The organism is Nocardioides xinjiangensis (assembly GCF_017916385.1).
In the GTDB taxonomy this organism is placed as follows: Bacteria; Actinomycetota; Actinomycetes; order Propionibacteriales; family Nocardioidaceae; genus Nocardioides; species Nocardioides xinjiangensis.
Window position 1 is genome coordinate 315,926 of record NZ_JAFMSW010000001.1, and the last position, 20,065, is coordinate 335,990.

21 protein-coding genes are annotated in these 20,065 nt (G+C 73.2%); 7 read left to right on the forward strand and 14 right to left on the reverse strand.

The features are described 5' to 3' along the window. Positions 1 to 63: 63 nt before the first annotated feature. On the reverse strand, positions 64 to 1,425 hold the full coding sequence (locus J3P32_RS01525; protein ID WP_210438108.1) for a metallophosphoesterase family protein: 1,362 nt from the start codon (positions 1,423 to 1,425) through the stop codon (positions 64 to 66). Between the two features lie 69 nt (positions 1,426 to 1,494). Next, the gene (locus J3P32_RS01530) at positions 1,495 to 2,952 is read right to left on the reverse strand and encodes an APC family permease (protein ID WP_210438110.1); all 1,458 of its coding nucleotides are present in this window, start codon (positions 2,950 to 2,952) and stop codon (positions 1,495 to 1,497) included. A gap of 190 nt (positions 2,953 to 3,142) precedes the next feature. Between J3P32_RS01530 and J3P32_RS01535 the strand changes: the two genes are divergently transcribed. Then, entirely contained in the window at positions 3,143 to 4,339 is a 1,197-nt protein-coding gene (locus J3P32_RS01535; RefSeq protein WP_210438112.1) for a pyrophosphate--fructose-6-phosphate 1-phosphotransferase, read from the forward strand. A 22-nt stretch (positions 4,340 to 4,361) separates the two neighbouring features. Here J3P32_RS01535 and J3P32_RS01540 read toward each other — a convergent pair whose 3' ends face one another. Next, positions 4,362 to 5,621: an MFS transporter gene (locus J3P32_RS01540; protein ID WP_210438114.1), complete on the reverse strand. Its 1,260-nt coding sequence runs from the start codon at positions 5,619 to 5,621 to the stop codon at positions 4,362 to 4,364. A 22-nt stretch (positions 5,622 to 5,643) separates the two neighbouring features. On the opposite strand from J3P32_RS01540, the gene J3P32_RS01545 reads away from it, so the two are divergent. Both J3P32_RS01545 and J3P32_RS01550 read left to right on the forward strand, forming a co-directional pair. Further along, complete coding sequence (locus tag J3P32_RS01545) at positions 5,644 to 6,495, forward strand: DUF1028 domain-containing protein (protein WP_210438115.1); 852 nt, start codon at positions 5,644 to 5,646, stop codon at positions 6,493 to 6,495. Continuing rightward, complete coding sequence (locus J3P32_RS01550) at positions 6,492 to 7,961, forward strand: FGGY family carbohydrate kinase (protein ID WP_210438117.1); 1,470 nt, start codon at positions 6,492 to 6,494, stop codon at positions 7,959 to 7,961. The genes J3P32_RS01545 and J3P32_RS01550 overlap by 4 nt, the downstream gene beginning before the upstream one ends. On the opposite strand, the gene J3P32_RS01555 is transcribed toward J3P32_RS01550, so the two are convergent. Genes J3P32_RS01555 through J3P32_RS01585 form a run of 7 tightly spaced genes read right to left on the reverse strand, consistent with a single transcriptional unit; the run spans position 7,958 to position 13,350 of the window. Beyond that, positions 7,958 to 8,863 carry a coiled-coil domain-containing protein gene (locus J3P32_RS01555; RefSeq protein ID WP_210438119.1) on the reverse strand — a complete coding sequence of 302 codons (906 nt, stop codon included), beginning with the start codon at positions 8,861 to 8,863 and terminating at the stop codon, positions 7,958 to 7,960. The two genes, J3P32_RS01550 and J3P32_RS01555, sit on opposite strands and share 4 nt — an antisense overlap. Positions 8,864 to 8,872: 9 nt before the next feature. Next, positions 8,873 to 9,349 (reverse strand): GNAT family N-acetyltransferase, encoded by a 477-nt coding sequence (locus J3P32_RS01560; RefSeq protein ID WP_210438121.1) that lies wholly within the window; start codon positions 9,347 to 9,349, stop codon positions 8,873 to 8,875. A 9-nt stretch (positions 9,350 to 9,358) separates the two neighbouring features. Next, positions 9,359 to 10,003, reverse strand: a complete 645-nt coding sequence (locus J3P32_RS01565; RefSeq protein WP_210438123.1) for a response regulator — start codon at positions 10,001 to 10,003, stop codon at positions 9,359 to 9,361. Between the two features lie 38 nt (positions 10,004 to 10,041). Further along, positions 10,042 to 10,551 (reverse strand): flavin reductase family protein, encoded by a 510-nt coding sequence (locus J3P32_RS01570; protein WP_210438125.1) that lies wholly within the window; start codon positions 10,549 to 10,551, stop codon positions 10,042 to 10,044. A gap of 4 nt (positions 10,552 to 10,555) precedes the next feature. Continuing rightward, entirely contained in the window at positions 10,556 to 11,710 is a 1,155-nt protein-coding gene (macS, locus tag J3P32_RS01575) for a MacS family sensor histidine kinase (RefSeq protein ID WP_210440578.1), read from the reverse strand. Next, positions 11,707 to 12,525, reverse strand: a complete 819-nt coding sequence (locus tag J3P32_RS01580) for a lysophospholipid acyltransferase family protein (RefSeq protein ID WP_210438126.1) — start codon at positions 12,523 to 12,525, stop codon at positions 11,707 to 11,709. Before J3P32_RS01580 ends, macS begins: the two co-directional genes overlap by 4 nt. Positions 12,526 to 12,534: 9 nt before the next feature. Continuing rightward, a complete protein-coding gene (locus J3P32_RS01585) occupies positions 12,535 to 13,350 on the reverse strand; it encodes an alpha/beta hydrolase (protein WP_307807641.1) in 816 nt (271 codons plus the stop codon). Positions 13,351 to 13,433: 83 nt separating this feature from the next. Between J3P32_RS01585 and J3P32_RS01590 the strand changes: the two genes are divergently transcribed. Continuing rightward, positions 13,434 to 13,934: a hypothetical protein gene (locus tag J3P32_RS01590; protein WP_210438128.1), complete on the forward strand. Its 501-nt coding sequence runs from the start codon at positions 13,434 to 13,436 to the stop codon at positions 13,932 to 13,934. A gap of 46 nt (positions 13,935 to 13,980) precedes the next feature. Next, positions 13,981 to 15,219, forward strand: coding sequence for an ornithine cyclodeaminase family domain (locus J3P32_RS01595; protein ID WP_210438130.1), 1,239 nt, complete (start codon positions 13,981 to 13,983; stop codon positions 15,217 to 15,219). On the opposite strand, the gene J3P32_RS01600 is transcribed toward J3P32_RS01595, so the two are convergent. Beyond that, positions 15,204 to 16,151 carry an ROK family protein gene (locus J3P32_RS01600; RefSeq protein ID WP_246849850.1) on the reverse strand — a complete coding sequence of 316 codons (948 nt, stop codon included), beginning with the start codon at positions 16,149 to 16,151 and terminating at the stop codon, positions 15,204 to 15,206. The genes J3P32_RS01595 and J3P32_RS01600 overlap by 16 nt on opposite strands. A gap of 168 nt (positions 16,152 to 16,319) precedes the next feature. Between J3P32_RS01600 and J3P32_RS01605 the strand changes: the two genes are divergently transcribed. Continuing rightward, a complete protein-coding gene (locus J3P32_RS01605; protein WP_282593955.1) occupies positions 16,320 to 16,778 on the forward strand; it encodes a TadE/TadG family type IV pilus assembly protein in 459 nt (152 codons plus the stop codon). Positions 16,779 to 16,810: 32 nt separating this feature from the next. Further along, entirely contained in the window at positions 16,811 to 18,007 is a 1,197-nt protein-coding gene (locus tag J3P32_RS01610) for a pilus assembly protein TadG-related protein (RefSeq protein WP_210438135.1), read from the forward strand. On the opposite strand, the gene J3P32_RS01615 is transcribed toward J3P32_RS01610, so the two are convergent. From J3P32_RS01615 to J3P32_RS01625, 3 genes are read right to left on the reverse strand one after another with little or no spacing between them, the layout of a single operon-like run. After that, complete coding sequence (locus J3P32_RS01615; RefSeq protein WP_210438136.1) at positions 17,997 to 18,404, reverse strand: hypothetical protein; 408 nt, start codon at positions 18,402 to 18,404, stop codon at positions 17,997 to 17,999. The two genes, J3P32_RS01610 and J3P32_RS01615, sit on opposite strands and share 11 nt — an antisense overlap. After that, positions 18,401 to 19,600: an ArsA family ATPase gene (locus J3P32_RS01620; protein WP_210438137.1), complete on the reverse strand. Its 1,200-nt coding sequence runs from the start codon at positions 19,598 to 19,600 to the stop codon at positions 18,401 to 18,403. Before J3P32_RS01620 ends, J3P32_RS01615 begins: the two co-directional genes overlap by 4 nt. Before the next feature lie 14 nt (positions 19,601 to 19,614). Beyond that, a complete protein-coding gene (locus tag J3P32_RS01625; protein WP_210438138.1) occupies positions 19,615 to 20,052 on the reverse strand; it encodes an SRPBCC family protein in 438 nt (145 codons plus the stop codon). Positions 20,053 to 20,065 lie beyond the last annotated feature (13 nt).

A 20,065-nucleotide genomic window follows, 5' to 3' on the forward strand; every position in this document is an offset into this window, starting at 1 on the left:
AACCCTGACCGACCCCTGAACGCCGACGACGGACCGGGTGCCCACCCGGCGGGGACGGCACGCTCAGTCGCGCGGTGCCAGCACACCGGCGGCGTCGGTCACGCGGAGCCCCCCGTCGCGGGTGCGACTGGCGACGAGGGTGCCGGTGACGACGGAGGCGTCCGGGTAGCTGAGGTGTCCTGGCGCGCCCTGGGTGGAGGTGGTCCACAGCCGGTCGTCGAAGCCGACCTCCCCGCGGAACTGGTGGTTCTCCAGGACCAGCTCGTCGGCCGTGGCCTGCCCGACGACGTACGACGCCTCGCCCCGGTAGAACAGCGAGCCGTGCGACACCTGGAGCACGCCGTCGCGCTGGTGGACGGTCTGGTCGTGCACCTCCCCGCTCAGGTAGACGTCGACGCCGCCCTCGACCATCGCCCGCCAGAGCTCGGAGCGCATGCCGCCCTCGTAGATGAGGCTGCTGGAGTTGCGGGTGCGGACGTCGCCCGTCATCGGGACGTGGCCCTGCACCACCACCCAGGGCACCTCGTCGCGACGGGCCTGGCGCAGCACCCGGCGCAGCCACCGCAGCTGCTCGGCGTCGACCGACACGTGCAGGTCGTTCCCGCGACGCTCGAAGACGTCGATCGTCACCAGGAGGACGTCGCGGTCGAGGCGCACGGCGTAGGCCGTGTGCCTCGCCGGCCCGCGGCGCGGCCGCTGCGGGAAGCGGTGCCGGCCGCGCGCGTTCCGCAGGACGTGGTCGACGTAGAGCCGCTTGAACTCGGGGACGTGGCGACGCTTGAAGTCGACCCAGGCTGTCCGGCGCCGCGAGCGCCACGGGTCGTCGCCGACCTCGTGGTCGCCGACGGCGGTGTACGTCGTGAGGCCCCGGTCGGTGAACCGCTGCAGCCAGGCCGGGTAGTAGACCGCGGCGGCGCGCCGGTAGGCCCGCAGCCGCTGCGCCGGCGTGCGCACGGGGCCGAAGACACCGGTGCGCGAGTCGTCGCGCCCCCAGCGGCCCTCGACGAGGTCGCCCGCGACGAGGACGTCGTCGGTGCCGTGCCCGGCCATCTCGTCGATGACGTGGTCGAGCGCGGCCTCGTAGTCGGCGTTGGTGGAGTTGGCGACCTCCCCGGTGGCCGCCACGACGTAGGTGCGTCGACCGCCGGCCGTGAGGTCGGCGACGTCCTGGTTGAGGAAGTCGGGCGCGGAGACGAAGCGGTAGGCGCCGGTCAGCTCGGGCGCGGGAGCCACGGCCGGGCGGTCACGCGGCCCGTGCCCGCCCTGCGGCACCCTCCAGTCGGGCTGCGGCACGTCGGGCGTCGCCGCCGGGTGCTCGCCCGCGGGTGTGGCGCCTGCCGACGGCGCGGGCGGGGTGGCCGTCGAGCAGCCGAGGGCGGAGGCGGTCAGCACCGCCACCGCCGGCCCGAGACGTCGTCGTGTCACCCGGCCAACCGTAGACGGACGGCCCGACGGACGCGGGAGCCCACCCGACGTGTCGACGCGCACGCCGCGTCAGCGGACGTCGTCCTCCATGTGGTCGATGTCGCGGAAGCCGGTCTTCTTCGCCCGGACCCCGCGGTTCGTCAGCCAGGTGAGGGCCCAGAGCACGATGCCCACGGCCAGCAGTCCCGCGGCGATCTTGTACTGCACCATGTCGGCCTCGAGGCGCGCCCACGGCCCCAGGAGGTAGGCGCAGCACAGCGCTCCCACGACCGGCAGGAACGACGGTGCGCGGAAGGCGCCCTCGGGGGCCGGGTCGCGACGCAGGACGAGGCAGGCGACGTTGACGATGGTGAAGACGGCGAGCAGCAGCAGGGCGGTCGTGCCCGAGAGCGCCACGACCACCGAGGACTCCGCCTCGAGCGTGACCAGGGTGATCAGTCCCAGCGCCAGCAGCGTGGTGAAGACGATCGCCGTCCAGGGCGAGCGGCGCCCCGGCAGGACCTTGCTCAGCGAGCGCGGCAGCACGTCCTGCTTGGCCATGCCGTAGACGAGCCGGCTCGCCATCAACATGTTGATGAGGGCGGTGTTGGCGACGGCGAAGACGGTCAGGAACGGGAAGATGGTGTCGATGGGCAGGTCGGGCGAGCCCACCTTGACCACGTCGAGCAGGATGCCCGCCTCGGCGTTGGTCGGCTCGGCGATCTGGCCGGGCGGGATGACGGCCACGACCGAGATGGCCACCAGCATGTAGATCACCACGGCGATGCCGAGCCCGGTGAACATCGTTCGCGGGAAGATCCGCCGCGGGTCCTTGGTCTCCTCGACCATGTTGACGGAGTCCTCGAAGCCGACCATCGAGAAGAACGCGATGGCGGTGGCGATGGTGACCGCCATGAACAGGCCCTTGTCGTCGGGGCTCTCGAAGACGGTGATCCGACCCAGGTCGCCCTCGCCGCGGCCGATCACCCACAGGCCGATGAGGATCACGATGGCCAGCGCGAGCATCTCCACGATCGTCAGCAGCACGTTGAACTTCACGCTCTCGCCGACGCCGCGCAGGTTGATCGCGGCCAGCACGAGCATGAACACGAGCGCCGTGACGAGCGTCGCGGCCGTGCTGGGCTCGTCGTTGCCGAAGCCGATCAGCAGGTTGGCGGCCAGCAGGTTCGAGGAGGTGGACGCGCTCGTGATGCCCGAGCACACGACCGTGAAGGCGACGAGGAAGGTGACGAAGTGGAGCCCGAACGCCTTGTGCGTGTAGAGCGCGGCGCCGGCGGCCTGCGGGTACTTGGTGACCAGCTCGAGGTAGGAGAAGGCGGTGACCGTCGCGATGGCGAAGGCCACGAGGAACGGCAGCCACGCGATGCCACCGACCTCGCCGGCGAGCTTGCCAGTGACGGCGTACACGCCCGCCCCGAGGATGTCGCCGACGATGAAGAGCAGGAGCAGCTTGGGCCCGAGCACGCGCTTGAGGTCGGCGTCCTTCGGCCCGTCGAGGTCCTGGTGCGTGGCTTCCGTCGCGCTCATCGAGACTCCCCTCGTCCGGTCCGTGCCCTGCACGGCGTCTCCTCACAATGGCCCTGCTGGCTGGCCGAGGCAACCACTGCCCCGTCCCCTCAACGCCGTGGCGGCGCGCGGGTCACGTCCCGGCGGTGGACGGGCGTCCACCGCTCGTCGGCTTTGATCGTTCCAAGCACCCGCCACTACCCTGCTGGGCATGCCGAAGCGTGTTGCGCTCCTGACCGCGGGCGGGTACGCCCCCTGCCTCTCCTCCGCCGTGGGCGCGCTCATCGAGACCTACGACGCGACCGACCCGGACATCGAGCTGATCGCCTACCGGCACGGCTACCACGGCCTGCTGACCGGCAGCAGCGTCACCATCGGCGCCGACGAGCGGGCCGGCGCGGCGCTGCTCCACCGCTACGGCGGCAGCCCGATCGGCAACAGCCGGGTCAAGCTGACCAACGACGCGGACTGCCGGCGCCGCGGGCTGATCGGTGAGGGCGAGACCGCCCTCGAGGTCGCCGCCGCCCGGCTGCAGGCCGACGGCGTGGACGTGCTGCACACCATCGGCGGCGACGACACCAACACGGCCGCTGCCGACCTGGCGGCGTACCTCGCCACCCAGGGCTCGGAGCTGACCGTCGTCGGGCTGCCCAAGACCATCGACAACGACATCGTCCCGATCCGGCAGAGCCTGGGGGCGCTGACCGCCGCGGAGCAGGCGTCGCGGTTCGCGCGCAACGTCCTGGCCGAGCACGGCTCGAACCCGCGGATGCTCATCGTGCACGAGGTGATGGGCCGCGCCAGCGGCTGGCTGACCGCGGCGGCGGCGCGCGACTACATGGCCTGGCACGCCGAGCAGGAGTGGCTGCCCGGCATCGGGCTCGACCCGCGCAGGTGGGCGATCCACGCGGTGTACGTCCCGGAGATCGCCATCGACCTCGCGGCCGAGGCGGCCCGGCTGCGGGCGGTGATGGACGAGATCGGCTGCATCAACATCTTCCTGGCCGAGGGTGCCGGCATCGACGACATCGTCGCCGACCTCGAGGCGGCCGGCGAGACCGTGGGGCGCGACCCCTTCGGCCACGTCAAGATCGACACCATCAACCCCGGGCGCTACTTCGCCGACCGCTTCTCCGAGGCCATCGGCGCGGAGAAGACGATGGTGCAGAAGTCGGGCTACTTCTCCCGCTCGGCGCCGGCCAACGACGCCGACCTCGCGCTGATCCGCGAGATGGCCGAGCTGGCCGTGCGGTCGGCGCTCGAGGGCCGCCCGGGCGTCATCGGGCACGACGAGGACCGCGGTGACGAGCTGCGCGCGATCGAGTTCGAGCGCATCGCCGGGCACAAGCCGTTCGACCCGACCCAGGAGTGGTTCACCCGGCTGCGGGCCGCCACCGGCCAGGCCTGACCCGCACGCCCCGCCGCCGCGCTCAGGCGGAGGCGTCGTCGGCCGACGGCTCCGCCTGAGGCACCCGGTGGGTGACGCGGAGACCGGCCGCGGGCAGGACCTTCGGGAGGGTCTGGAGGTACGCCGCCCCGGCGAGGGCGAGGACCGCCAGCACCCACCACAGCGTCGTCTCACCCCGGTCGAGCAGCCACGTGTAGGCGACCGGCGTCACCGCCCCGCCGATGCCCCAGCTGAGCTGGAACAGTCCGAGGTAGCGACCGCGGAGGTGGTCGGGGGCGGCCTCCGCCGCCGTCGCGCTGAACACGGGGCTGCCGACCAGCTCACCGCCGGTGTAGACCGCCGCGGCGACCAGCATGACCACGACGGCGAGCCACACCGGCAGCCAGCCGGCCACGACGAACATCGCGTAGCTCGCCACGAACACCACCTGCGCCAGCCCCATCATCCGGGCACGGACCTGCCCGGTCATGCGGCGTACGACGAGACCCTGCCCGAGCCCCACGAGCGCGGTGTTGAGGGTGAAGATCGCGCCGACCACCCAGCCCGGCAGGTCGATGTTCTCCGCGACGTACACCGGAAGCGCGAAGTTCAGCACCATCATCCCCGCCACGAAGCCGAACTGGCCCAGCACGAGCCGGAGGTAGGGCCGGTCGCGCAGCACGACGCCCCAGCCCTCCACCGGCGCGTCGTCGTCGCGCGCGACGCGGTGGTCGGGCACGTCGAGCAGCAGCACGAAGGCGACGACGAACGTGGCGACGTTGGCGACCACGACCGACCGGAACGCGGTGTCGGTCCCGACCTGCAGGGCGACGCCCGCCAGGACGCCGCCGACGGAGTAGCCGAGGTTGCGCACCGCCTGCAGGAACCCGAACCACAGCTCGCGCTCGCCCGGCGCCGAGATGGCGGTGACGACGTTGCCGAAGGACCCCCAGAACGACTGGCGACCGAGGTTGAGCAGCGCGGTCCACAGCGCGACCGCCAGCAACGAGTCGGCCCAGAGGTAGGCGACCATCCCGGCCGCCTGCAGCAGATTTCCCGCGAGCATCATCCGGCGGGGGCCGAACCGGTCGACCAGGCTGCCGATGACGAACGCCCCGGGCATGGTCAGCAGCGCCGAGATGGACAGCGCCGAGCCGACCTGCACCAGGGTGAGGTCGGTCATCGCGAGGAAGTAGAGCAGCGTGATCGGCATGAAGAGCCCGCTGCCCACGGTGTCGGCCACGATGGCCGTGACGAACCTGCGGTGCTCCCCCACGCGGGGGAATCCGAGTCGGGTCAGCACGTGCTCACACTAGGGTCGGGGCATGACGTTCTCGATCGTGGCCCGGTCCGATGACGGTGACTCCTGGGGAGTCGCCGTCGCCTCCAAGTTCCTGGCCGTGGGGTCGGCCGTCCCGGCGGCAGCCGCCGGGGTCGGCGCGATCGCCACGCAGGCCGACGCGAACCTCGCGTACAAGTACCTCGGGCTGGCCCACCTCGACGAGGGCGCCACCGCCCAGGTCGCCCTGGACCGCCTGGTCGAGGAGGACGAGGGGCGCGACCACCGGCAGGTCGGGATCGTCGACTCCGACGGCAACGCGGCCACGTGGACCGGCTCCCAGTGCTTCGCGTGGGCGGGCGGCGTGACCGGCCGCAGCGGCGAGCGCGGCGGCTACGCCATCCAGGGCAACATCCTCACCGGCCCCGAGGTCGTGGAGGCGATGGAGGCGGCCTGGCTGGCGTCCGCCGGGCAGCCCGTCGAGCGGCGCCTGCTCGCCGCGCTCACCGCCGGCGACGAGGCCGGTGGCGACAGCCGCGGGCGTCAGTCGGCGGCGCTGCTGGTGGTCCGTGACGGGGCCGGCTACGGCGGCCACGACGACGTCGCCGTCGACCTCCGCGTGGACGACCACGCCGCGCCGGTCACCGAGCTCGCGCGCTTGGTGGACCTCAACGAGCTCTACCTGACGGCGTCGACGGACGAGGAGAAGGTGCCCGTCGACGACGCGCTGATGATGGAGCTGGAGTCCCTGGCGAAGGCCGAGGGCAAGGAGAGCTTCCACATGTGGGTCGGCTCGGAGAACTACGAGATGCGGGTGGACTCCGGGGCCCGGCCGGCGTGGATCGACCGCCGCATCCTCGACATCATCCGTGGGGGCGGCGAGGACGGCCGCCGGTGAGCGTCCTGGCCATCGACGCCGGCACCACGGGCGTGACGGCGGTGGTGGTCACCGAGGACGGCCGCATCCGGGCCACGGGCTACCAGGAGTTCCGCCAGCACTTCCCCCGCCCCGGCTGGGTCGAGCACTCCCCGGAGGAGATCTGGCAGGCCACGCTCGAGGCCACCCGCGAGGTCCTCGGCAAGGTCGACCAGTCCGAGCTGACCGCGCTCGGCATCACCAACCAGCGCGAGACGGTCGTGCTGTGGGACCGGGAGACGCTCGGCTCGCCCCGCCGCGCCATCGTGTGGCAGGACCGGCGCAGCGCCGACATCTGCGAGCGACTGCGGTCCGAGGACCACGAGGACCGGGTCGCCGAGCTCACCGGGCTCCGGCTGGACCCCTACTTCTCCGGCACCAAGTTGATGTGGCTCGCCGAGCACGAGCCGCACACGTGGGCGCTGGTGCAGTCGGGACGCTACGCCGTGGGCACCGTGGACTCCTACCTCGTCGCCCGGATGACCCGCGGCACCTGGCACGTCACCGACGTGTCCAACGCCTGCCGCACCCTGCTCCTCGACCTCGCGACCGGGGACTGGTCCGACGAGCTGTGCGGCCTCTTCGGGGTGCCCCGCGACGCGCTGCCCGAGCTGGTGCCCAACTGGGGCGAGGTGGCGCCGACCGACCCGGCGGTGTTCCTCGGGCTGTCGCTGCCGATCGCCGGCATCGCCGGCGACCAGCAGTCGGCGCTGTTCGGGCAGACCTGCTTCGACGAGGGCGAGTCCAAGTGCACCTACGGCACCGGCTCGTTCATCCTGACCAACACCGGCGACCGCGTGGTCCGCAGCGGCGCCGGCCTGCTGTCCACCGCGGCGTGGCGCTCCCCCGACGGCGACATGACCTACGCGCTCGAGGGTGCGATCTTCGTGACCGGCTCGGCGGTGCAGTGGCTGCGCGACGGGCTGCAGGTCGTCGGCAGCGCGGCCGAGACGGCGGCGATCGCGGCCACCGTCGACGACACCGACGGCGTGGTGTTCGTGCCCGCCCTGACCGGCCTGGGCGCGCCGCACTGGGACCCGCACGCGCGCGGCACGATCATCGGCATCACCCGCGGCACGACCCGCGCGCACCTCGTGCGCGCGACCTTGGAGGCCATCGCCTTCGAGGTCCGTGACGTCGTGGAGACCCTCCCGGAGCTCTCCACCCTGCGGGTCGACGGCGGCGCGGCGGCCAACGACCTGCTCTGCCAGGTGCAGGCCGACCAGGTCGGCCGGGCCGTCGAGCGCCCGGAGATCGTGGAGACCACGGCGCTGGGCGCCGCGTTCCTGGCCGGCCTCGGCACGGGCGTGTGGGACTCCACGGACGACCTGCGTGACACCTGGTCGCTGGAGCGCCGGTTCGAGCCCGGCGGCGACCGCGCCGCGCTCGACGCGTCGTACGACCGCTGGCGGGACGCGGTCGAGCGCTCGAAGGGCTGGGCGGGCTAGAGCCGCTCCCGCGCCTCCCGGGCCGCCTCGACGGCGGCACGCGCCTCCTCCACCGCCTCCCCGGCCTCGGCCTCCTCGGCCTCGGCCTGGGCGAGGTCCTCGTCGACCTCCTCCAACGTGTCCTCGAGCGCGGCGATCCGGCTGCGCAGCTCGTCGATCTCGGACTGGATCTGCAGCGTCCTGGCCTGCAGCTTCTCCACCGCCCGGCGCGCGGCGCGCTGCTCCTTCTCGCTCTCCTTCAGCGCGGCCCTGGCGTCGGCGAGCCGCTCGTCCGCGGCGGCGCGGGCCTTCTCCTCGGCGTCCGGGTCGGGTACGACGCGCAGCTGGGGACGCGCGCTCGGCCCGGGTGCGGCGGCGGGCCGGGCCTTCGCGCTGAACCCGAGCGCGTCCGGCACCGCGACGGCCCCGCTGAGGTCGAGGTCACCGAGGCCGGTCGCCGCGATCGAGGTCACCAGGAGCCCGCTGCGCACCGCCTTGGCCGCGTCGGGATCGAGCATCGCGGCGGTCAGGGTCGCCTCGACCTGCTCGGCCACCGACTCGGTGGTGCGCACCCCCTCCTCGCGTGCCAGCCGGCGAGCGGCCGTGGTGACCGATGCGGTCAGCTGGCGGCGCTGCTTGGTGAACTCCCGCAGCTGGGCGGCGTCGAGGTTCTCCTGGGCCTCCCGCAGGGCCTCCCCGACCGCGAGCACCTGGTCGACCTGCTCGGGGTCGCGGCGCACCAGCAGGTTGACCACCCACGCAGCGACCGACGCCTTGCGCAGGCCCTTGATCGCGGCGCTGAGCGGCTTGTCGGCCTTGTGCTCCTTGGCGGCCGCGTCGCGCGCCGGCGTGAAGTCCGCGAGCGGCAGCGCGTAGAGGTCGTCGGCGATCTCCAGCAGCGGGTCGGACCTCGAGTCGGACATGGGGCGATCCTAGGGAGCGTCCGGCGCGGCGTACTCGACCTCGGTCGGGTACGGCGGCCACGGGCACTCCTGGGTGACGCCGCTCGGCGCCCAGCCGAGTGACTCGTAGAGGGCGCGTGCCCCGGTGTTGGCCTCGAGCACCCACAGCCGACGCGCGCCGGCGGCCTCGGCGCGCGCGAAGCCGGCCCGGCCCAGCCCGGTCCGCCAGTGGTCGGGGCGGACGGCCAGGTGCCGCAGGGTGGCGCCGTCGTGGGCGGCGAGCGCCACCAGCCCGCGGTCGTCCTCGACCACCTCCACGAGCACCGACGGGTCGTCGAGCAGCAGCACCCACCGCGCGAGGACGTCGTCGTCGGGGTAGGGCAGGTCGCCGAAGACGTGGGCCAGCCCGGCCCGGCTCGCGGCCCGCTCGAGGTCGCGCAGCGCGACGGCGTCGGCGGCGGTGGCGCGCCGCCACCCCCAGCGCGTCCCCGGTCCCGTGTGCGTCATGCGCCGACGTCACCCACCGTCGTCGAGGCCGTGCTCGATCGCCCAGCGGGTCAGCTGCACCCGGTTGTTCATCTGCAGCTTGCGCAGGGTGTTCTGCACGTGGTTCTGCACCGTGCGGTGCGACAGCACGAGCCGGGCGGCGATCTGCTTGTAGCTCATCCCGGTCGCGACCATCTTGAGGATCTCGGTCTCCCGCTCGGTGAGCTGGTCGCGCGGGTCGTCGGCGGGACCGTCCGCGATCCGCCGGAACTCACCCAGCACGAGCCCGGCGAGTCCGGGGGTGAAGACGGTGTCGCCGTCGGCCACGCGGGTGACCGCGCTGACGAGCTCGGCGCTCGAGGCGGACTTCACCAGGTAGCCCGTGGCGCCGGCCTTCACCGCGTCCAGCACGTCGTCCTGCTCGCCGCTGGCCGACAGGATCAGGACCCGGGCCGCGGGGTCGTGCTCGAGCATCATGCTCGTCACCTGGACGCCGCTGTGGTCCGGCAGCTGCAGGTCGAGCACCACCACCTGCGGTGCCGCCGCGGGGAACCGCGCCATCGCCTCGCGTCCGTTGGACGCGACCCCGACCACCTCGTGCCCGGCCGCCTGCAGGTCGCGCTCGACCGCGTCACGCCACATCGGGTGGTCGTCGACCACCATCACCCTCACCATGACCGTTCCCCCTTCCGAGACGGGGGAAGCGTAGACCCCTAGCCTGCCGGGGGCACGAAGCGTCCGCGCCGGTGCACCAGGGGCTCGTGCTCGTCCCCGACGACCAGCTGGTCGAGCCGGCACGTCACCAGCCGGGACCAGCCCACCTCGACGTCCGCCTCGACCTCCACCGCCGCCCACGTGGCGGCATGCGCGAGGCGCGGGCCGTGGGGCGTCGTGGTCCACCCGGCCATCCGCCACGGGCCTCCGGGGGCGGGTGTCGTCCCCGCGAAGGCCTCGGCCAGCCCGCGGTCCGCCCACGACAGCAGCTGCACCACGCCGCGTCCGGTCCCGAGCAGGGCCTCGGTGAGGTCGGCGTCGGGGTCGAGGAGACCGAGCAGCCGGCCGGGCGCCCCCGCCGCCACCATCCACGACGTCACCGTCAGGCCGGCCCGCGACGCGTCCGGACCGCCGGCGGTCCACAGGGACACCGCGCCGCCCAGCCGCCCGCGCAGGCGGCGGACGGGGTCGTCGGGAGTAGGGAACGGGTGGCCGGTGTGGATGGTCACCCGGTCACGCTAGCGGGACCGTGAGCTCCCACTCGGTGCCCCAGGGGCCGCTGTCGACCGTGGCGGCGCCTCCGAGCTCCTCGACCCGGCCGCGGATGGACGACGCCACGCCGAGCCGGCCCTCCGCCTCCGCCTCGTCCAGCCGGCCGTCGGTGATGCCCGGCCCGTCGTCGCGCACCGAGACGGTGACCGAGTCGCCGCCCGCCTGGGCCAGCACCCAGGCGGTGGCATCGGGCCCGACGTGGGCGGCCACGTTGTCGAGACAGGCGCGCACGGCCGCGACGGTCTCCGTGGCCACGCGCTCGGGCACGAGCACGGAGCCGCCCGGCGTGGCCAGCTCCACGCGGACGGGATGGGCGGTCGCCATGGCCTCCAGGGCCCCGGCGAGGTCCACCCGGCCGCCGGGTGCCGTCGCCACCGTGTCCTGCTGCCGGATCAGCGAGCGGAGTCCGCGCTCCTGCTCGCCGGCGAGCCTGCCCAGCTCGGCCCACTCGCCGCCGGCGGCCTCCCCTCGCCGCTGCACCATGGCGAGCACCTGGAGCACGCCGTCGTGCACGGCGCGGGCGAGCCGGGTGCGCTCCTCGGCCGCCGCGGCCGCGCGCTCCGCCGCGTCGCGCTCGCGGGCCATCCGCTGCAGCGACTCGCAGAGGAAGCCGACCACGGGTCCCCCGACGAGCACGAGGAACACGTTGCCGTAGTTGCCCTGGTCGACCACCTCGCGCGGTGCCAGGTCCGTCGCCGAGAGCACGACGGCGGCGACCAGTCCGCCCTTCCAGTGCCAGTGGATCGCCCAGGCGAGCAGCGCGCCCATGACCCAGAACCCCGGCACGGTCGCGAGGAACGCCTCGGACTTCACCCACGGCGTCACCGCGATCGCGGCGACCGCGATCAGCAGGTCGGCGACGAGCAGCGCGGGCGTGCGCCGGGCCCGGCTCCGGTACAGCCAGACGGCCGCCCCCGTCCAGGCGACGCACGCCGAGACGACGGCGAGGCCCAGCTCGGGGTGCGAGAAGCTGTCGCGGCGGTAGACGTTGAGGCCGACCATGTTGACGGTGACGACCACCCGGACGATGGCCAGGGCCGCGTGGAGACGGTCCTCGACGGCGAGGGCCGAGTCGGCGCGCGGCGGCGGCGCCGGCGCCGCGTGCTGGCCGCTCAGGACGCCTTCTGCTCCGGCCCGTCGCCGGTGTGGTCGGGCGACGCGCCGTCCCGGTCGGCCCGGTCGCTCCCGGAGCCGTCGGGCGCGTCCGCCTCGGACCGGTGGGCGGCCGCGGCCTGCTTGGCCTTCTCCTTGGCCTCCTTGTCGAGCTCCTTGGCCTTGGCGGCGTAGAGGTCGACGTACTCCTGGCCGGAGAGCCGCATGATCTCGTACATGATCTCGTCGGTGATCGAGCGCAGGATGTAGCGGTCGTTCTCCATGCCCGCGTAGCGCGAGAAGTCGAGCGGCTTGCCGAACCGCACGACCGGCCGGGTCCAGGTGCCGTAGACCTTGCCGTTCGGCGCGACCACGTCGGTGCCGACCACGGCGCAGGGCACCACGGGTGCCCCGGACTCCAGCGCCAGCCGGGCGACGCCCGTCTTGCCGCGGTAGAGCCGGCCGTCGTGGGAGCGCGTGCCCTCGGGGTAGATGCCGAACAGCTCCCCCTGCCCCAGGATCCTCATCGCCGACTTCATCGCCCCCTCGGCGGCGTTGGCCCCGGAGCGGTCGATCGGGACCTGACCGGCGCCGGTGAAGAACTTCTTCTGGAACCAGCCCTTGATGCCCGGGGTGGTGAAGTACTCCGCCTTGGCGACGAAGGTCACCCGCCGGTTGAGCGTCAGCGGCATGAACAGCCAGTCGGCGTACGACAGGTGGTTGCTCGCCAGGATCGCGGGACCCACCTCGGGGACGTTGTCCACGCCGAAGGCCTTGGGCCGGAAGACGAGACGGAGCACCGGCCCGAGGGCGATCCACTTCAGGAACCAATAGAGCACGGGCCGAGCCTAGCCCTGCTCCGGCCCGGTGACCCTCTCGATGAACTCCGCGGACTCGGCGAAGATGCGCGGGGCGTCGTTGTCGAGCGTCGCCACGTGGTAGCTGTCCTCCAGGACCCGCTCCTCGAAGTCCTTCGACGACAGCCCGGCGTTGATCGCCCGCGAGCTCGAGATGTCGACCACGTGGTCCACGGCGGAGCGGAAGAACAGCACCGGGACGGTGATCCTCGGCAGGTCGCGGCGCAGGTCGGCGTACCCGGCGAACATCGACGCGGCGGCCCGCAGCGGGGTGGTCGGGTAGCCGTGCTCGTCGGCGCCCGGCTTCTTGATGTCGTTGGCGATCCCCGGCAGGCCGGGCACCACGAGCTTGAGGAGCGGGAGCAGCCGGACGTCCTTGCGCAGGGTGTCGACGGCCGCGTTGACGATGACGATGCCGGCGAGGTCCTCGCCGTGGTCCGCGGCGAGCCGCAGGCAGAGCGCGCCGCCCATCGACAGCCCGACCGCGACGACGGCGTCGTTCTCGGCCGCGAGCTTGTCGAGCGCTCCCTCGGCGGTCGCCACCCAGTCGGCCCACGTCACCTTGTTGAGGTCCTGCCAGCGCGTGCCGTGGCCGGGCAGCAACGGCATCTCGACGGCGTACCCGCGCGCGGCCAGGTCCTCGGCCCAGGGACGCATGGACGCGGGGTTGCCGGTGAAGCCGTGCTGCACGAGCACGCCGATCCGACGCCCGCCCGCCAGCTCCGGCCTCGCCGGCGTGGACATCGGCGCGACGAGGGCTGGGTCGAGGGACGCGCCCGAGGCTGCGCGGCGCAACGGGATCTTCACGCGCACAGTGTGCACCACCAGCACCCCCGTGGCGGGCCGAGCAGGACGGGTCGGGGAACCACCGAGCGGCTACCGTTGAGCACGTGAGCCGCCCCGAGGACGAGAGCCGCACCGAGCTGGCGTGGCGCGAGATCGTGGCGCACTACGGCGAGCGTCCGGCGCTGGACGACGAGCCGTCCGGGACGGCGTCCCGGGGCCCCGGTCCGGCGGCCACGGGCGGCGAGGGCGATCGCACACCCGGCGCGGGATCCGACATGACCGCCGACCTCGCCGGCGAGCTGCCCGACCACCTCGTCGACGACGACGAGGTCGAGGTCCGGGAGCGCGCCGTCGTGGACTCGGAGCGGTTCCGGCCACCACCCGCGCCGCCGTTCCCGCTCCCGCGGACCTGGCAGCGCGGCATCGCCTGGGGCGGGGTCTTCGTCGCCCCGCTCCTGGCCCTGGTCATCGGGCTCCTGTCGGTCTACGTCCACCCCCTGGTCGGTTGGGCACTCGTGGCCTGGTTCGTCGGCGGCTTCGTCTACCTGGTGCGCGCGATGCCGCGCTCGCCGCGGGACCCCTGGGACGACGGCTCCCGCGTCTGACGCCTGTCACGGTCCGCGGGCGCGACGAGACAGTAGGGTCCCCCGCGTGGGTGCACGCGAGACGGTCGAGGTCACGGGGCACCTCATGGACAGCGGCATCCTGTCGCGGGTCCTCGACGACATCCGTGACTACGGCGCCGACTTCGTCCTCGAGCAGTTCGACGTGGGTCACGAGGCGCACGACCCCAGCAGCGCCCGCATCACCGTGCAGGCCGACGACGACGCGTCGCTGCAGCGCCTGCTGATGCGGCTCCAGACGCGTGGGGTGAACCAGCTCGGGCACGCCGACGCCACGCTCGCGGTCGCCGACCGGGCCGGCGTCCTGCCCGACGGCTTCTACTCCACCACGGACCTCGAGACGCGCGTGCGGCTCGACGGCGAGTGGTACGACGTGGAGAACCCGGAGATGGACTGCGGCCTCGTCGTCGACGACTCGCCGTCGGGCGGCCCGCGGGTGCGGACGGTGCCCATCTCCGACGTCGTGCGCGGCATGCGGGTCGTCGTCGGTGCGGCCGGTGTCCGGGTGACCCCGCCCGACTCCCGGCCGGCGGGCGGCTCGACGGCACTCCCCCAGGCGGGGACGGTGGCCGAGCGCCCGCAGGCGGTGCTCGTGCGCCAGGTCGCCGACGGGATGCGCGAGGCGCGGTCGAGCGGCAGGAGGCTGCTGTGGGTGGCGGGCGCCGCCGTGGTCCACGCCGGCGGGGTGCCGCCCTTGGCGGCCCTCGTCCGGGCGGGATGGGTCGACGTCCTCTTCGCCGGGAACGCGATGGCCACCACGGACATCGAGGCGGCGCTGCGGGGACCGGCCGCCGAGGGCGCCGTCTCGACGCCGGACGCCGAGCACGGCCACGAGCACCGGGTCAGGTCGGTCAACACGATCCGCCGGGCCGGCTCCGTCGCGGCCGCCGTGCGCGACGGCGTGCTGGTGAGCGGCGTGATGCACGCCCTGGTGACGCACGGCAAGCCGTTCGTCCTCGTCGGCTCGGTCCGCGACGACGGACTGCTCCCGGACGTCCACACCGACGTCGTCGAGGGGCGGCGGGCGATGCGGGCCGAGGTCCGCGACGTCGGCTACTGCCTGATGATGGCCGCGCAGCGCCACGCCGTCGCCACCTGCACCATCCTCCCCGCGAGCGTCCCGCTCGTGTGCGTCGACATCGACCCGGCCACCGTCACCCGGCTCACCGACAGGGGCGCGGGCCAGAGCCGCGGCATCGTGACCGACGTCGGGCTGTTCCTCGAGCAACTCGCACTCGAGCTAGTCGCGGACTACCGCCGGGGTTGACCCTCGGCGGCGAGGAGGGCCGCGCCGACCATGCCGGCCCGCGGCCCCAGCCGCGCGGCGACGAGCCGCGGGACGCGGCGGTGAGCGGCGCCCACGAGCGTACGGCTCAGCGCGTCGCGCGCGGGCGCGAGGAGCAGCTCGCCGGCGGCCGACACGCCTCCACCGATCACCACGACCTCCGGATCGAGCGCCGCGACGAGGTTCGCCGTGCCCACGCCGAGCCAGTCGCCCACCGACGCGAACGCCGCGCGGGCCACGCGGTCGCCCTGCTCGGCCGCGGCGGTGACCATCGGGCCGGTGACCACGTCGGGGTCGCCGCCGCTCGCGAGGACCGAGGCCTGCTCGGTCATGAGGGACCGCGCCCGCCGGACGAGCGCGTTGCCGGAGGAGTACTGCTCCCAGCAGCCGCGCCGGCCGCACTCGCAGGGCCGTCCGTCCGGGACCACCTGCATGTGCCCGAACTCCCCCGCCATCCCGCTGGCGCCCCTGACCACCTCACCGCGGAGGAGCACCGCCCCGCCGATCCCGGTGCCCATGGTGACCATCAGCGCGTGGGCCGCCCCGCGGGCAGCGCCGTGGTGGGCCTCCGCGCGCGCTGCGCAGTTGGCGTCGTTGTCCAGCGCCACCGGGCAGCCGAGCCGCTCGGCCAGCAGCTCCCGCAGGGGCTCGCCCTGCCACGGCAGGTGCGGCGCGAACACGACCCGCTCGCCGGCCGAGTCGACGAACCCGGCGGCGGCGATCCCGACAGCCGCCACGGCTCGGCCTCCCGCGGCCTCGAGCACCGCCGACACCAGGGCGTCCTCTGCCTCACAGGTCACCCCGCGACGGCCCGGGGTGGTCCGCGACGCGGTCCGCACCACGCGCCCGTCCGGGTCCACGGCGCCGGCCAGCACCTTCGTGCCTCCGATGTCGACACCGACGACCACGCCCATGCGCGTCATCCTCGCCCATGCGCCTAGGCATGAGCCGATCGGACCACCCGCCTAGTCACAACGAGCCATTCTTCGCCCGCGATCGGGCCGAACTCGGGTCGAACCGGCGACAGCCGGAGGCTCCGGCTCCTACGGTGACGGGCGAACATCTCGGGGAAAGGGGATCACATGCGCTGGCGCCCACGCACGGACGCTCGCACGGAGCGTGGAGCTGCCGCGGTCGAGTTCGCGCTCGTCATGCCGATCCTCGTCCTCGTGCTGGTCGGGATCGTCAATTTCGGTTTTGTCCTCGCTCAGCAGATCTCGCTGAACAGTGCGGCACGGCAAGCCGCTCGGTACGCGGTTGTGGACGGTCCTGTCTGCAGTCAGATAGAGACCGAGGGCAAGTCGAGCGCCGCGACGATCGGCATGTCCGCGAGCCAGGTGCCGACACCAGTCATCAGTTTCTGCCCAGCCGGGAGCACCACCGTCAGGCCGTGCAGTGGTAGGCCCGCGAACACCAACATCACCGTGACGATCACGCGCACCGGTGCCTCCAATCCGTGGGCGATCGACTTCCCGCCGTTCAACCTGTTGGCCCCGCCGACGCTTTCAGGAACGGGGGTGATGAGGTGCGAGTTCTCATGAGGCGCGGTCGCGACGACCGAGGAGCGACCGCGGTGATCGTGGGCCTGGTCGCCGTCGTCATGGTGGGGTTGTCGGGTTTCGTCGCCGATGTCGGGCTGGCGTACGCCAACAAGAGAGCGGCGCAGACCGGAGCTGACGCCGCCGTGCTCGGGGCGGCTGGCGTCTTCGCAGCTCAGCCCTACCGGCAGTGCGAACAGATCCGCAGCAATGGCAACACAGCGGCCCAGAGCGAGGCGAACAGCAAGGTGGCCGCCAATGACACCACCTCAGCGCCCGCGGCCCTGGCCGGCGGGGCTGTGACCACCTCTTGCGAGAACGGCGACCTGGTCGTCCGAGCCAGCGTGGTAGCGGACAGCCCGAACTTCTTCGGCGGCGTGCTCGGCTTCACGGCAGACTACGACCTCGAGCGCAGCGCCACGGCGGTGGTCGAAGCGGCCACCACCGGTCCACGTCTCCGCCCGATGGCACTGTGCTCCTCGGACATCCCGCCGAACGCAGCGCCCGGAACGCCGTTCAAGCTCTACGCCCCAGGCGATGCGCCGGGCTGGACCTCCACATCCTGTCCCATGCCCGACAACACGGGCGCCGGCAACTGGTGGACCCTCGATTGTCCCAATGAGAACACGACTGACGGCAACGGGACCTCGGCCCTCGCCGACCAGATCCGCAACGGCTGCTCGTCGTCCATCGCGATCGTCCCTGGTCAGGGCACCAAGACCGGGAACGACCTCAACGCGCATCTCGCGGCCGCCTGCCCCGGCCCGTCGACCACTGCACCATTCATGTGCTTGAGCGGTGACCCCGGCCAGCCGGACCCTGGCAACGTCCCTCAGGCGTGGAAGGACCTCATCAACTCGGGTGTCACCGTTCCCATTCCAGTCTTCTGCACCTCGCCCGGCCTCTGCGCCTACTCCTCCATCACGGGGACGGGCACGAACGCGGTGTTCCCCGTCCACAAGCTGCTCGGCGTGCAGGTCTGCGGGTTCCACTTCGGCAAGCAGAACAAGTCGAAGTACCCCACGGCCTCGCAACCGCTGCCGAGCACCCTCACCACGTGCTCCGAGGCCGCGAGCATGCTCGAGGGCATCAAATCGGACAACAGCGACACGACCTACCTCGTCCTGATCGCGAGGAACATGAACGTGTCCATCGTGACAGCCGACTCGGGATGCGCGCTCGGCGACGACAGGTGCGACGGGGGCCTCCGGCAGGTGCGCCTCAGCCAGTAGCAGGCGGGTCGTCCTCGGGCCAGTCATCGACGAGGTCGATGTGCTCGACCTCGTCCCCCGTCGAGCCGGCGTCGCGCGGGTCGGCCGTCGCGATGAGCGCTGCTGCAGCCTGGACGAGCGAGCCCACGGCGGCGCCGAGGTGCCCAGTGACCTCCGGGCTGAGCCGGCGCACGGCGTGCAGGGTGCGGCAGAGCGGGCACATCGTGCACTCATCCGAGCCGGTGGCGAGGTGGGCGTCGAGGTCGTGCACCGAGGCGGCCGCCCGGTCCGCGAGGCCGCCGATCCCCTCGCCTGCCTCGCCGGCATGGTCGCGCGCCCACCCGGACAGAGCTCCTAGGAGCTTCGCGGCCTCCTCGCCGAGGCTGCCGACGTCGGAGGCCTCACCTGCGTCGGTCACAGCGCCTCCTGGCGGGTCTCGGTCGTCGCGGTCGCCGGCTCGGTGAACCGGACCTGGAGCTCGCCGTCCCGCACCCGGGCGCCCGCCACGCGGTGCCGGGCCAGCCCGGAGGGCAGCGTCAAGAGGCGACGATACGACGCGACGGTCACGGCGAGCTCGTCGCCCTTGCGCGCGAGCCGCACGTCGTCCTGCTCCGCGAGCGGCAGCGGCACGACGAGCACCAGGTCGCTCCCCTGCTGCCGCACCGCCATCGGGAAGCCGACGGCGCCCGTCGCCAGGGGGTCCGAGTCGCCGTAGACGGCCCGCGCCAGGTCGATCAGCTCGTCGCGGCCGACCGGCTCCACCGCGCGGTAGACCGAGGTGTGGACGTCCAGGCCGGCGAACGAGTCGGCGGCCTCGGCCAGGACCCGCTGCTGCGCCGCCACCCACGTCGCGCGCCACTCGTCGGCACCGCCCGAGGGGAACACCCGGTTGACGATCGCCGCGTCGACGCGGTAGCCGAACAGCGTGAGCAGCGTGTACGCCCTGCGGGCCTCGGCGAGCACCACCGACTCGGGCGTGAGCACGAGCCGGACCGAGGTGTCGGGACTGGTCAGCACGGCGCGCGCGTCCGCCAGCTCCGCGTGCAGCCGCTCGACGGCGTCGAAGACCGAGTCCTCGGGCATCGGCACCCCGGCCGCGCGGCTGAGCACGGGCTTGAGCGCCTTGACGACGCGCCGCTCGACGGGCAGCACGCGCTCCATGTACCACCCGAGCGCCTCGGGGAGCGCGAGAAGCCGCAAGGTCTCCGCCGTCGGTGCGCAGTCCACCACCAGGACGTCCCATGTGCCGGACCTCGCCTGCGCACGGACCTCGAGCAGCGCGAGCACCTCCTCGGCGCCGGGGATCACCGTGAGCTCCTCGGCGGCGACCTGGTCGACGCCCACCACGTCGAGGACGCTGAGCAGGTAGGCCTGGATGTCGGCCCACGACCGCTCGAACCGCTGCTGGGCGTCGACGTGCTGCACCCAGAGGTTCGCCGCGGCCTCGGTCGGCTCGCCGGTGGCGGGCACGTCGAGCGCGTCGGCCAGGGAGTGGGCGGCGTCCGTGGAAAGCACGAGCGTCCGGTGGCCCGCAGCAGCGCTCGCACAGGCCGTGGCCGCAGCGAGGGTCGACTTGCCGACGCCGCCCTTGCCGGTGAAGAGGAGGATCCGCACGTGGCAGGCGCGGATCAGAGCGACTCGACGCGCTTCTTGAGGCCCTTCAGCGCGGTGTCGATGAGGATCTTCTCGCCCTTGCGCTTGAGCATCCCGATGAGGGGGATGCTCACGTCGAGGGCGAGCCGGTAGGTCACCTCGGTGCTGCCGTCGCCCCGGTCGACCAGCGTGTAGGCCCCGTCCAGCGCCCGGAGCATGTTGCCCTCGACGAGCGTCCAGGTGACCTCCCGGTCGCCGTCCCAGTCGTAGGCGAGGGTGTACTCGTCCTTGATCGGCGAGACGTCGAGGGCGAAGTGGACCCGGTCGGCGCGACCGTCGGCTCCCTCCGCCCTGACCTCGACCTCCTTCATGCCCTTGGCCCACTCGGGGTAGGACTCGAAGTCGGCGATGACGGCCATCACGTCGGCCGGAGGGGCGTCGATCGTGATCGACGCGGAGGTCTGTTCGGCCATGGCCGGAGCCTAG

Coding starts and splice junctions, on each gene's coding strand:
- J3P32_RS01605 (WP_282593955.1), top strand. CDS start 16,320: ATGCGCTGGCGCCCACGCACGGACGCTCGCACGGAGCGTGGAGCTGCC.
- J3P32_RS01560 (WP_210438121.1), bottom strand. CDS start 9,349: ATGACGCACACGGGACCGGGGACGCGCTGGGGGTGGCGGCGCGCCACC.
- J3P32_RS01625 (WP_210438138.1), bottom strand. CDS start 20,052: ATGGCCGAACAGACCTCCGCGTCGATCACGATCGACGCCCCTCCGGCC.
- J3P32_RS01530 (WP_210438110.1), bottom strand. CDS start 2,952: ATGAGCGCGACGGAAGCCACGCACCAGGACCTCGACGGGCCGAAGGAC.
- J3P32_RS01535 (WP_210438112.1), top strand. CDS start 3,143: ATGCCGAAGCGTGTTGCGCTCCTGACCGCGGGCGGGTACGCCCCCTGC.
- J3P32_RS01600 (WP_246849850.1), bottom strand. CDS start 16,151: ATGGGCGTGGTCGTCGGTGTCGACATCGGAGGCACGAAGGTGCTGGCC.
- J3P32_RS01565 (WP_210438123.1), bottom strand. CDS start 10,003: ATGGTGAGGGTGATGGTGGTCGACGACCACCCGATGTGGCGTGACGCG.
- J3P32_RS01545 (WP_210438115.1), top strand. CDS start 5,644: ATGACGTTCTCGATCGTGGCCCGGTCCGATGACGGTGACTCCTGGGGA.
- J3P32_RS01555 (WP_210438119.1), bottom strand. CDS start 8,863: ATGTCCGACTCGAGGTCCGACCCGCTGCTGGAGATCGCCGACGACCTC.